Source organism: Sinorhizobium sp. P24N7 (assembly GCF_042436655.1).
GTDB classification, from domain to species: domain Bacteria; phylum Pseudomonadota; class Alphaproteobacteria; order Rhizobiales; family Rhizobiaceae; genus Sinorhizobium; species Sinorhizobium meliloti_A.
Genome location: NZ_JBHMIW010000016.1, coordinates 106,865 through 119,805, shown reverse-complemented (window position 1 = coordinate 119,805; position 12,941 = coordinate 106,865). Strand labels below are relative to the sequence as shown.

The window sequence follows — 12,941 nt, the reverse complement described above, 5'->3', positions numbered from 1 at the left end:
ATTGAGGGATTGGAAGCCGCAGACGCCGGCTTCTTCCCGCGTCACACCCGTACGGATTGCTCCACGAAATCCTCGCTGCCGAAGAATTTCAGATAGCGCGAGACTTCGGCCGGATCCCCCGTCGCCTTGCGCGGGTTGTCCGAGAGCTTGACGGCCGGGCGGCCATTGGCCTCACTGACCTTGCACACGATGGAGATCGGGTTGAGGCCCTTGATTTCGGTCGGAGCGCAGCCGGCGAAATCATTTGTGAGGTTGGTTCCCCAGCCGAAGCTCATGCGCACGCGCCCTTCGAAGTGGCAATAGGTCTTGATGATCGTGTCGACGTCGAGGCCGTCGGAGAAGATCAGGAGCTTCTCCCGTGGGTCTCGGCCCATCTTCTTCCACCAGGCGATGATCTTCTCGCCTCCCTCGATGGGCGGGGCGCTGTCCGGCCGGAAGCCGGTCCAGTCCGCCACCCAGTCGGGCGCATCCCTGAGAAAGGCGGCCGTCCCGAACGCGTCCGGGAGCACGATCAGGAGGTTGCCGCCATAGAGCTGGTTCCAGTCCTGCAGAACCTTGTAGGGCGCGGCCGCAAGCTCGCGGTCGTTGCGGGCAAGCGCCGCGGCCACCATCGGCAGCTCGTGCGCATTGGTGCCGACCGCCTCCAGGTCGTTGTCCATTGCCAGCAGCACGTTACTGGATCCCGTGAAGGACGGGCCGATGCCTTCCTTGAGCGCCTCGACGCACCAGCGCTGCCATAGGAAGCTGTGCCGCCGGCGCGTGCCGAAGTCGGAGATGCGCAGGTTCGGATGCTCGCGCAGCTGCTCGACCTTCGACCACATCTTGGCCTTGGCGCGGGCATAGAGGACGTCCAGCGTGAACGGGCCGAGCCCTTTCATCGCCGCGCGCGAGCGCAACTCGTTGATGATCGCGAGCGCGGGGATTTCCCACATCGTCGTCTCGGCCCAGCGGCCACGGAACGTCAGTTCGAACTGGCCGTCACGACGCGACAACTCGTATTCCGGAAGGCGGAATTTTGCGAGCCAGGCCAGAAATTCCGGCGAGAAGATCTGCGTGCGGCCATAGAAGCTGTTACCCGCGAGCCATATCATTTCTTTCTTGGTGAAGCGCAGGCCGCGCGCGTGGTCGAGCTGGTCGCGCAGTTCCTGCTCGTCGATCTCGTCGGCAAGGCGTACCGTCTTCGTGCGGTTGATCAGCGAAAAGGTCGCGTCCACGCCCGGATAGAGCTGCCAGATCATCTGCAGCATCAAAAGCTTGTAGAAATCCGTATCCAGCAGGCTGCGGACGATCGGATCGAGCTTCCAGGTATGGTTATAGACCCGTCGCGCGATATCGGTCTTTGGCATCTGCAATACGCTCCTCTTGGACCGTCATGACCCGCTCTGTGGCGAGGCGATCGTGGTCGATATCCTAAGTCCGGGCGGGGATGCGGCCGATGCCGCGCTTCCCCGTCCCGGGGCGACTAGATCAGCCGGACGCCGGCATCGCGCATGCGCAGGGTCATGGCCGCGAGAGAGCCGTTCAGATCGATGCCGCGGCAGGCACCGAGCACCACCGACGTCGAAAAGCCCTGAGCGACCGCATCGAGTGCCGAGAAGCCAACGCAGAAATCGGTAGCCAGGCCGCAAAGCGTCACGCTCTTTATGCCGCGCTCGCGCAGGTAACCGGCAAGTCCGGTCGGGGTCCGGTGGTCGTTTTCGAAAAAGGCGGAATAACTGTCGATCTCGCGGCGGAAGCCCTTGCGTATGACCAGTTCCGCCGAGGTCCATCGCAGGGAGGGATGAAAATTGGCACCGGGGCTCCCCTGGACGCAATGCTCGGGCCAGAGCGTCTGCTCTCCATAAGGCATCGCCACGGTCTGAAACGGAGCCTTGCCCGGATGCGTCGAGGCGAAACTCGAATGGTCGGCCGGGTGCCAGTCCTGGGTCAGGACGACATGCGGCGACGCGTCGATGAGGCGATTGACGGCAGGCACGATCTCATCGCCGCCCTCGACCGCGAGAGCGCCGCCGGGGCAGAAGTCGTTCTGCAAGTCGATAACGATCAGGGCGTCGTCAGGCATTGCCTCTCGCAATCCGGCCGAGCCGCATCGGCCATCAACAATCGATCTCGATCACGATGGTTCAGGTCGGATCGACCTAGGTCACGAACGTGATCGATTCTAATTAGTTAGAGCCGGATGCGGGCGGAAAACCGCATACACCTTTCCTCATCCCGCTCTAACCAGATCAACCATAGAACGCGCACCGCGGCAAGCACGTTCGGCGCTCGTGACGTGATTCTCGCGGCGAACGGGCGAACCTTATAAAGGTGATTGATTATAAGATCTTAATTCATGCCGGCCGAAAGCGTTCAGCGGCAACCGCGTCGACACCGGACCGACGCCCGGTGTCGCGCGCCCCAAGATCAGTTGTTCAAATCGCTGAGATTGTCGGCGACGTTCACGCCGGAATTGACGATACCGATCGGCCTTGCGACGAAATCGAGGAATTTCGTGATGTCGACAGAAGGATGGCGCGAGGCATAGATGACGTCGCGATTTTTGACCGGGAAGGTCTGACCGACAATGAGGCTGTCCGGTTTCGTCATGTCGAACCGGTAGACGACCGGGTAGCGCCCGACGCGGTCGGCCTTCATGCCCTTGCTCAGCAGCTTGTGAAACCGCTCCTGCCCAAGCAGGCTCATGACGATGTCCGGCTCCTCGTAGCGGAAGACAAAGTAACCCTTGGCATCCACCGTCCGATCCGAGCCGCCGCCCGCGAGCGCCACGGCCTCGAGCAGGTTGAGATCGTTGGCGCCGAATTCGACGCGCTGATTTGCGCGGACCTGGCCGAGCACGGTGAAGGTCCGCGGATCGCGCGTCACGAAGATCTGGTCGCCCGGCTTTACGTGAATGTTTTCCGACGGGCTCTCGATGATCGATTTCAGCAGGACCGTGCCGGTCTTCTTGCCGCGCACGAGGGTCACATATGTCTCGTAGGGCTGCGCCGATGGGCCGCCCGCCTTCGCGATGACCTCGTTGATCGTCTCGCTGACGAGATTGAGAGGGACGACCGAAGGACGGCCGACGGCGCCGGAGACCGTGACGATGCGCGACGCCGTCGACGTCGACGTCACGATCACATCCGGCTCGACGGCCTTCTGTTTCAATGCATCGAGGATCGCCTGGCGCGCCTGCTCGAGCGTCAGGCCGGCAAAGCGGACCGATCCGACATAAGGAATTGCAGCCTTGCCATCGGGCTGGACGACGAGATCGATGCTCGTCTGCTTCGATTCAGTTGTGGAAAACAGTCCGTCGCTGCCCGCCTCGAAGATCGTGACCTTCAACTGGTCGCCAATGCCGATGACCACCTGACCGACGCCGCCGCCAATGCCGAAGCGGCGGCTGAGGGTTGTGGAAACATATTCGGAAACGAGCCGCGCCGACTGGCCATCGACATCTACAATATCAAATACCGTCGCGTTCCTTCTGCCGATCTCCGAGCCGGACTGGCCGGCATCCGAAACGATATCGGTTGTCAGAGGGCCCTCGCCCGGCACGGCCTGGCATCCCGCAAGCGCGGTACAAAGCAGAAGGGCAGTCACTCGTTTCACTACGACACTCCGTGTTCGGCGCAGCAATGATTCCATACAGATATCTGCGCCGCATTTTCCCGGCAGGGAATCCGCCGGTCTCTGAAAAGCACAAAGGCCGTCCCACAACAAGCCACCTCGCCGCGACAGCCGGCAAAATAATCGAGACTGCGCTCTTCCGGCCATACCGCCTCGATCTTGGTTACGAACCGTCGCGGTAATTGTATTGGACGGAACGCAGGAGACGTATATCTAGCCCTTCGGGGTTGAAAGCTAGGCACTATGAGTTAAAAGCTCACTAATACAGCGCAGGGGATAAACCCGGGGATACCTACAGAGCAGGAATGTCGCCGATTGCAATTTACGTTTGACCTTGCAATGGGCTAAGACAATTTTAACGGCAGTTCAGAGCGTTCGATCTTACATGACGGTTGAAATCATAGGGCGTGCATGCCTTGCCCCGGGAGCGAAATCTCCGCAGGCGCTGTTCAAAATCCTTCGTCAGGGCAAGTGCACCGTGACCCGCGTCCCTTCGGACCGCTGGGACCTTGCGCGATTCTGGCATCCGGTCATGGGCACGCCCGGCAAGACCTATTCCTTTGCCGCCGGCGTCCTCGACCATATCTACGATTTCGATCCCGCCGTTTTCGGGATGTCGCAGCGCGAGGCCATGTATATGGACCCTCAGCAGCGGGTTCTGTTGCAGCTCGCCTGGCGTGCGCTCGAGGACGCCAATATTTCCGTCGCCTCGCTGCACGGTGAAAACGTCGGCGTCTATGTCGGGGCCTCCAGCCTCGATCACGCCAATCTCACGGTCGACGACCCGGCTGCCGCCGGCCCCTACTTCATGACGGGCAACACGCTGTCGATCGTCTCCAACCGTATTTCCCACGTCTTCGGCCTGAGCGGTCCGAGCATGACCGTCGACACGGCCTGTTCCTCTTCGCTCGTAGCCCTAGATCAGGCAATGCGGGCGCTGAACGCCGGAGAGATCGACACGGCCATCGTCGGCGGCGTCAATATCCTCGCCCACCCGCTTCCCTTCGTCGGCTTCGCACAGGCGCGCATGCTCTCGCCCGAAGGGCTCTGCCGCGCCTACGACAACGACGGCGCCGGCTATGTGCGCGCCGAGGGCGGCGTCGTCTTCGTCCTGCGCCGCACGGACCGGGCGCAACGCGAGCGCGACCGGAGCTATGCGCGGATCGTCGCCACCGGCGTCAATTCGGCCGGCCGCACCAACGGCATCTCGCTGCCCTCGCGCGAGGCGCAGGCCAATCTGCTGAGGATGATCTACGAAGGCAACGGCATCGACGCCAACCAGGTCGCTTTCGTAGAAGGCCACGGTACCGGCACGAAGGTCGGCGACCCGGCTGAGGTATGGTCCATCGGCACGGTCATCGGCGCGAAGCGCCGGGCTCCGGTGCCGATCGGCTCGATAAAGTCCAATATCGGCCATACCGAGCCGGCCTCCGGCCTGTTCGGGATGCTGAAAGCGGTTCTGGCTCTGGAGAACAATTATCTGCCGGCCTCGCTGCATTTCGAGACGCCGAACGAACAGATCGACTTCGACGGACTCAATGTCCGCGTGACGGCCAATCCGATCGAGCTGCTGAAGGGCAAGCGGGCGCGGCTCGCCGGCATCAATTCCTTCGGCTTCGGCGGCGCCAACGCCCATGTCGTCATCAGCGATCCGGATCCGGCACAGGCGGAAAAGGCTGCGACCTCTCCGGCGGGCCACGTGTTTCTGGCAAGCGCCCATACCGCGTCGAGCCTCGAAAACCTGCTCAGAGACTATAAGGCCGCCTTTGCGGGCGCGACGAAGGAAGAGACGCGCGCGATCGTCGCCGCCTCCGGCGCCAACCGGACGCATATGCGCCATCGGTTCGCGGCACGCAGCGATCATCCCGAAGATATCGTCCGGGCAATTGCCAACCACCTGGAAAAGCCCGGCTCCGATATCGGAGAGACGGGCGAAGCGTCAGCGAAGGAAGCAAAGGTCGCCTTCGTCTTCTCCGGCAACGGCTCGCAATGGGCCGGCATGGGTGTCGAGGCGTTCCGCGAGAATCTGCACTTCCGTCAGTCGTTCACCTCGGTCAGCGCCCTTTTCAGGTTCCATTCGGATATCGTTCTCACCGATCTCCTGACCGACCCTGGACTCGACAGGAAGCTCGCGGACACGAAGGTGGCCCAGCCGCTGCTTTTCGCGATACAGGCCGCGCTCTCCGACTCGCTCGTGGCCATGGGCATCAAGCCGACCGCCGTCTTCGGTCATTCGGTCGGCGAAATCGCTGCCGCTTATGCGGCAGGGGCGCTGTCCCTCGTCGACGCCGTGTCGATCGTCGCCAAACGATCGCTGCACCAGGACCTTCTGGCCGGCCAGGGCACGATGGCTGCCGTTATGCTGGGCGAGCAGGCAGCCAAGGCCTTCGCGGCGGAGCGCGGGCTCGACGATGTCTGCGTCGCAGCCATCAACGCTCACAATTCGGTGACGATTTCCGGTCCGGCGAACGAGATTTCGGCGTTCCGCGACGCTGCGCGCAAGGCTAAAATCCCGGTTCAGATCCTCGACATCAATTATCCGTTCCATCATCCGATCATCGATCGGGCGAAAGAGGCGTTTCTCGCCGACATCCCTGATATCGCCCCCCGCCGGACGGAGCTGGCCTATCTGTCGACCGTCACGGGTGCCGCGCTCGACGGGACTGCGCTCGATCCCGACTACTGGTGGAAGAACGTTCGCGAGCCGGTGCGTTTCCAGGCCGCTGCCGAGGCCGCGCTCGATCTCGGCTGCACGCTGTTCATCGAGATCTCGCCGCGTCCCATTCTCGGATCTTACGTCAAGGAGACGATCAAGCAGGCGGCGGTGCCGGCTTCGGTGGTGGCGACACTGCTGCGCGATGCCGGCGAGAACGGCCACGATCCGATCTCGGCATCGATGGCGCGCGCAGTCGCCCACGGTGCCGCCGTCGACCGGTCGCGTGTCTATGGCAAGCGGGATGCATTCATCGAACTGCCCGCGCTGCCCTTCGAGCCGGTAGAGCTGCGGCCGGCAGTCACGACCGATGCGACGGATCTCTTCGGACGCTCCGCAAAGCCCTATCGTCTCAACGGCTGGCGCGGCGACCCCAATGCGGGAAGCTGGAAAAACCACGTCGACGCGAATCTCTTTCCTGACCTCGCCGAACACGTGGTCGACGGCAAGGCGATCCTCCCGGGCAGCGGTTTCATCGAAATCGCCGTTTCCGCCGCACAGCAATATCACGGCAGCGACGAGGTCGAGATCACCAATCTGGAGATCGTCCGCCCGCTCGAACTGAGCGACAGCCGGATCATGGAACTCTCGACCATCCTGTCGCCGGAGACCGGCGACATCGAGATCCGGTCGCGCGAACGTCTCTCGGAGGACGATTGGACGGTGCATGCCGTCGCGCGAAGCCGCAAGCCCTTGCCGACGACGAGCAACGGCTGTCCGTCCACCAAAGGCTTGGCGAAGACGGCGACCGTGACGGCGGCCAAGGCCTATGAAACGGCGAAGCAGTTCGGGCTGGACTACGGCCCGCAATTCCAGCTTCTCTCCAAAGCCGTGGCCTATGGCGACCGGCTCATCGACGTCGAGTTGAAGCATCCTCAGGCGACGGGGCACCCCCACGTCACCTACGCCCTTCATCCGATCTCGGTCGACGCGACCTTCCACGGCCTGGTCGCGCTCTTCGACCGTTTCACCGGCGACAGGGGCGGCGCCCCCTATATTCCTGTCCGTTTCGGCTCCGTACGCGTGGTCAATGCCGGCCGGGCGATCGCTCGCGCGACGATCGAGATCGAGCGGGTCAGCGCCAACTCGATCAAGGCACGGTTCCATTTCTTCGACGAGACCGGCGTCGCGATCGCACATTTCGAGGATTGCCGCTTCCGCCGTACCTATCTGCGCAAGCACAAGACGCTTGAAGGCCTGTCCTTCCATTATGAGGCAGTTCTGTCCAACGCGACCGTGCCCGGCATGAAAGTTGCGACGGCCATGCCTGCGACGCTGGCCGAGCCGATAGATGGCGATGGCGTCGACAACGCGACCCTGCTCTTCAACGCGGCCATCTATCGCGCCTGCCAGGAAATTGCCCTGAAGCTCGGCAAGGGGACCGCCACAGTGCGAGCCGACGCGCTGCCCGGGGACTTCGCTTTCCAGTGCTTCCTGACGAGCTGCCTCCTGACGCTGGAGGATGCCGGTCTTTGCGAACATCAGAACGGCAACTGGAAGGTCGCACGGGAATTCACGCTTCCGACCGTGCCGGAGATCCTTGGGGAGCTCTATGGCGACCGCCCCGACCGTGCGGTCGAAGCGGTGCTCGTCAACAACGCCTATGCGGAAGCGCTCAGCCGTCTCGACGCGCTGCTTGCTCCCCTACCTGCAGGTGACGACGCGGCTTCGTTCAATGCCGGTTTCGTCAGCGAAGCGACGCTCGACCATCAGGCCGTGCATTCCGTGGCGAGCCGGTCGCGCATGGACCAGGTGCTTCACACGGTCGAACGCATTCTCGCTGCGCAGCCGGCAGGCGCCCGTCTGCGGCTCGTCGAACTCGGCAGCGTCTCTGCCGGCTTCAGCCGCCGGCTGGCCGATCTCGCGGCGCGCAACGGTGCGGTACTTTCCATTTTCGAGCCGCGCGACAATGCACAACGGGGTCTGGAAATCGCCTTCGAGGAGGATGCGCATGTGCGCGTTCTGAAGAAGAGCGAATTCGCAGATATCGGGCCGTTCGACCTCGCGGTCAGCGCTTCGGACAATCTCTACCAGCTGATCGAAGAGGAGAGCGGGGTGCGCACCGCCCTTCGCTCGATGCTCACCGGAAGCGGGCTCGTCGCGGCCGTAAGCGCGCCGTCGATCTTCGCCGATTTCGCCTTGGGTCTCTCGGGCGGATGGTTCGAGCGCAGCCAGACGGCAGAATTCCCGATCGGCAGGATCGCTGCCGTACCCCATTGGCAGAAGTGTCTCGCAGATCTCGACCTCGGCGACGTGGTCGTGACGGATCGCGAACGCCCGCATGGGAACACCATCCTGATCGAGGCCCGGGGCACGGCGGCGGCAAGCTCAGGCGCCGAGCCGGGCGAAGCCGCGACACCCTATCTGCTGATCGAGACTGCCACTGCCCCGAAACCGGTCGCGGCCGGTGGAAGAAGTGCCACTCCCGTCCGGGTGCCAGGCGACCTTGCCGCAGACATGGCGACGCTCCGTGCAGCCCTCGAAGCCCTGGGCGACAGACCGTTGCGCGCGGTTTTCACGTCTGAGGCGGAGCGCGCCGGCGGCGACGGTTCGGACCTGTTGCAGACGCGCGTATTGGCGCTCAGCGCCTTTGCCGAGGCCTTGAAACAGCATCTCGCCGGCGTCGAGCCGGAAGGCGACGACCGGCCGCGCCTCGTGCTCGTGGCCCCGGGCGGCGCTCCCCTGTCAGCCTCGGCGAGCTCCGGGCTGAATTCCGGATTGTGGGCCTTCGCCCGCGTCCTTCAGAACGAATATGAGTTCATCGACATTCATGCGCTCGATGTTGCCGGCGCTGCCGACGTCGCCCGCAAGGATATGCTTGCCGCAGCGCTTTCCCTGCTGACGGTTTCGGGACAGAACCGGGAATGGCTGCTGGACCAGAAGACGGGCCTGCTTTCGGAGCTTCGGGCCGTACCCGGCGCAACGAACAAGGCCGACGGGAAAACCAGCGCCTTCGCGGCCGCGACCATTCGCCAGCGCGTCAGTTCGCAGGTTGCAAGCATCGCCTGGGAAGAGGCGAGCGTACCGGACCCGGGCCCCGGCGAGGTCGTCGTCGCCGTCGCGGCAACCGGCTTGAATTTCCGCGACGTGATGTGGGCCATGGGCCTGTTGCCTGAAGAGGCGTTGGAAGACGGCTTCGCCGGGGCGACGATCGGCATGGAACTATCCGGCCACGTGGTCGCCGTCGGCGAAGGGATCGACGATCTCGCGGTCGGCGATGCGGTGATGGCGATCGCCTCCGCCGCCTTCTCGACTCATGCGGTCGTCGCGCGCGCCGGCATTGCCAAGCTGCCCCGAGCGATGAGCCCGGTGGCCGCGGCCACCTTGCCGGTCGCCTTCCTTACCGCCTATTACGCCATTGTCGAACTCGGCCGCATTCAGGCTGGAGAGACGATTTTGATCCACGGTGCTGCCGGCGGCGTCGGCCTCGCCGCGCTCCAGGTCGCAAAGCTCAAGGGCGCCAAGGTCATCGCCACGGCGGGAACGCGCGAAAAGCGGCGCTTCCTGACGATGCTCGGCGCCGATCATGTGTTCGATTCGCGTTCGCTCGGCTTCGTCGACGATGTCCGTTCGGTCACCCGCGGGGAAGGCGTCGACCTCGTGCTCAACTCGCTTTTCGCCGAGGCGATGGAGCAGAGCCTCTCGCTGGTGAAACCCTTCGGCCGGTTCCTGGAGCTCGGCAAACGCGACTATTACGCCGACAGCAAGATCGGGCTCAGGCCGTTTCGCCGCAATGTCAGCTATTTCGGCATCGACGCCGATCAGCTGCTGGTGAATGCGCCGGATCTGACCAGGCGCATCTTCATGGAGATCGGAGCGCTCTTCGAGGAAGGCAAGCTCACGCCGCTTCCCTATCGCGCCTTCGATTACGATGAAATCGGCAATGCCTTCCGGCTGATGCAGAATGCCGGGCATATCGGCAAGATCGTGGTGCTGCCGCCCGTTGCCGGCAGGCACGAGGTGACCGCGAAGGCTGTAAGGGGTATGAAGGTCGACCCGGACGGCGTCCATCTCGTCGTCGGCGGCATCGGCGGCTTCGGCCTCGTCGCCGCCAACTGGCTCGTCGAGAAAGGCGCCCGCCGGATTGCGCTTTGCTCCCGCCGAGGCCAGCCGGATGCGGAAACGCACGCGATGATCGAGCGCTGGCAAAATGGCGGCGTTGCGGCTTCGGTCCACGCTTGCGACATCACGGATGCCGCGGCCGTGGAGACGCTTCTGGCGACGCTTCGTTCGGAAGCACCGCTTCGCTCCGTCGTTCACGCGGCGATGGTGCTCGACGATGCGCTGATCAGCAATCTGAGCCGCGAACGCAACCGGCCTGTCATCGACACGAAAGCCAAGGGCGCGGCAATCCTCGATCGCCTTACCCGTGGTGACAGGCTCGACAACTTCATCCTGTTCTCCTCGGCGACGACGCTGGTCGGCAATCCCGGCCAGGCGAACTATGTCGCCGCCAACGGCTATCTCGAAGGCCTTGCCCGTGCACGGCGCCAGGAGGGCCTGTCAGGGCTCGCCGTCGGCTTCGGCGCGATTGCCGATGCCGGCTACCTGACGCAGAACGCCGACGTCAACGACCTGCTCGCCAAGCGCATAGGCAAAACGGCGTTGAAGGCCCAGGTGGCGCTCGACATGGTGGAGAACCACATCGCCGCGGATCCGGGCACGGTCGACGCGGCCGTCGTGATGATTTCCGAGATCGACTGGACAGCTGCGCGGAATCTGCCGGTCGCCCGCAACGCGCTCTTCGAGGTGATCCTGCGCAGCGCCGATCAGCATGCCACAGGCGCCGAAGGCACGAAGATGGACCTCGTCGCGATGATCGAGGGCAAATCCCCTCAAGAGGCCGAGGACATCCTCTTCGATCTGGTTGCGAGCGAGATCGCCGCCATCCTCCGCGTGTCGAAGGATACGGTCACTCGCGGAAAAATATTGAAGGAGATCGGCCTCGACAGCCTCATGGCGGTTGAACTCGGCATGAGTTTCCAGCAGAACACCGGCTTCGACATGCCTTTGAGCGGCGTCGCGGATAATACCACTGTCGGTGACATTGCACGCAAGCTCCATGAAAAGGTAAGCAAGCGCGATCAGGGCAACGAGACCGAGGCCGGGGACGACAAGCTCGTCACGGAACTTGCGCAACGCCATGTCGGAGCGGACAAGGAAAAAGCACTGAGCCAATGAGCAGCGACGGAAACGGCCAGACTTTCCCGAAGATGAACAGCACGCTCAAGGAGAGTTTGCTGGACAGGATGCGGAACACGCATCAATCGTCCGAGCGCAACCGGATGGCGCGCTCGGAGCGGGAGCTGCCGCCGGCTCCGCGTCGCCAGCAGGCGCGTTTCGAGGATCTGCCCGAATATAAGCAGGTCCTTACCCAGAAGATCGCCAGCGAGCAGCTCGGCATCGCCAACCCGTTCTACCGACCGCATCAGACGGCAGCCGGTGCGACGACGATGATCGATGGCCGCAAGCTGATCAACTTCGCCTCCTACGACTATCTCGGGCTCAACCGGCATGCTCACGTCCTCGAACGTGCGCGCGAGACGATCGCCGGCTTCGGGATTTCCGCGTCGGCAAGCCGCCTCGTCGCCGGCGAACGGCCGCAGCATGTGGAGCTCGAAGAAAAGATCGCGCAGTTCTACGGCGTCGATGCCGCCGTCTGTTTCGTAAGCGGCTACCTGACCAATGTCGCCGCAATCAGCTGCCTGATGGGGCCGAAGGACCTCGTCATCCACGACGAGTTCATCCACAACAGCGCGCTCGCCGGGATCAAGCTTTCAGGCGCGGCACGCCGCTTCTTCAAGCACAACGACACCGCGGATCTCGAACATGTCCTGCGCACCGTCGCCGGTGACTACCGGCGCATCCTGGTGATCGTCGAGGGCATCTACTCGATGGACGGCGACGTCGCCAATCTGCCGGCGCTTCTGAAGCTCAGGGCCGAATACGGCTTCTGGCTGATGGTCGACGAGGCGCATTCGCTCGGGGTCCTCGGCCGGCACGGCAGGGGCCTTGCCGAACATTTCGGGGCCGATCCGCACGAAGTCGACATCTGGATGGGAACATTGTCGAAGACCACGTCGAGCTGCGGCGGCTACATAGCAGGAAGCGCCGCTCTGGCGGCCGTCCTGAAGGCATCTGCCGGCGGCTTCGTCTATAGCGTCGGCCTCGCGCCCGTGCTTGCCGCATCCGCGGTCGCCAGCCTCGACGTCCTGGCAAGCGAACCGGAACGCACGGCGGCGGTGAGACGCAACGGCAGCCTTTTCCTGAAGCTCGCCAAGGAGGCCGGCCTCGATACGGGGTTGAGCGGCGGCTTTTCGGTCGTGCCCGTGATCGTCGGCGATTCGCTGCGCGCCGTCCAGCTTTCGAACGACCTGCTCGCCGCCGGCGTCAACGTGCTGCCGATCATCCACCCGGCGGTGCCGGAAGGACAGGCGCGCTTGCGCTTCTTCATCACCTGCGACCACACGGAGGAGCAGATCCGCCGCACCGTCACATTGACGGCGGAACGCCTGAAGGATCTTACCGACCGCAATTTCGGGCTCGGCGGCGTCGATATCGAGAAGATGCTGAGTGCGCTCTCGGCGCGCTGACCACGAGCCGCCGCAAGCGGGCC

5 protein-coding genes are annotated in these 12,941 nt (G+C 63.6%); 2 read left to right on the top strand and 3 right to left on the bottom strand.

Annotated features, from left to right (window positions below; all coding sequences use genetic code 11):
* Positions 1-41: 41 nt before the first annotated feature.
* The 3 genes from pncB to ACFHWW_RS25595 all read right to left on the bottom strand — a co-directional run bounded on the left by pncB (position 42) and on the right by ACFHWW_RS25595 (position 3,594).
* Positions 42-1,346: a nicotinate phosphoribosyltransferase gene (pncB, locus tag ACFHWW_RS25605; protein ID WP_018094167.1), complete on the bottom strand. Its 1,305-nt coding sequence runs from the start codon at positions 1,344-1,346 to the stop codon at positions 42-44.
* A gap of 116 nt (positions 1,347-1,462) precedes the next feature.
* Entirely contained in the window at positions 1,463-2,062 is a 600-nt protein-coding gene (gene pncA, locus ACFHWW_RS25600; RefSeq protein WP_379941634.1) for a bifunctional nicotinamidase/pyrazinamidase, read from the bottom strand.
* 344 nt (positions 2,063-2,406) lie between these two features.
* The gene (locus ACFHWW_RS25595) at positions 2,407-3,594 is read right to left on the bottom strand and encodes a polysaccharide biosynthesis/export family protein (RefSeq protein WP_018094165.1); all 1,188 of its coding nucleotides are present in this window, start codon (positions 3,592-3,594) and stop codon (positions 2,407-2,409) included.
* 403 nt (positions 3,595-3,997) lie between these two features.
* Here ACFHWW_RS25595 and ACFHWW_RS25590 point away from each other — a divergent pair, with 403 nt between their 5' ends.
* Positions 3,998-11,506 carry an SDR family NAD(P)-dependent oxidoreductase gene (locus tag ACFHWW_RS25590; protein WP_379941632.1) on the top strand — a complete coding sequence of 2,503 codons (7,509 nt, stop codon included), beginning with the start codon at positions 3,998-4,000 and terminating at the stop codon, positions 11,504-11,506.
* Positions 11,503-12,918, top strand: a complete 1,416-nt coding sequence (locus ACFHWW_RS25585) for an aminotransferase class I/II-fold pyridoxal phosphate-dependent enzyme (RefSeq protein ID WP_379941630.1) — start codon at positions 11,503-11,505, stop codon at positions 12,916-12,918. Before ACFHWW_RS25590 ends, ACFHWW_RS25585 begins: the two co-directional genes overlap by 4 nt.
* Positions 12,919-12,941 lie beyond the last annotated feature (23 nt).

Coding starts and splice junctions, on each gene's coding strand:
- pncA (WP_379941634.1), bottom strand. CDS start 2,062: ATGCCTGACGACGCCCTGATCGTTATCGACTTGCAGAACGACTTCTGC.
- ACFHWW_RS25590 (WP_379941632.1), top strand. CDS start 3,998: ATGACGGTTGAAATCATAGGGCGTGCATGCCTTGCCCCGGGAGCGAAA.
- pncB (WP_018094167.1), bottom strand. CDS start 1,346: ATGCCAAAGACCGATATCGCGCGACGGGTCTATAACCATACCTGGAAG.
- ACFHWW_RS25585 (WP_379941630.1), top strand. CDS start 11,503: ATGAGCAGCGACGGAAACGGCCAGACTTTCCCGAAGATGAACAGCACG.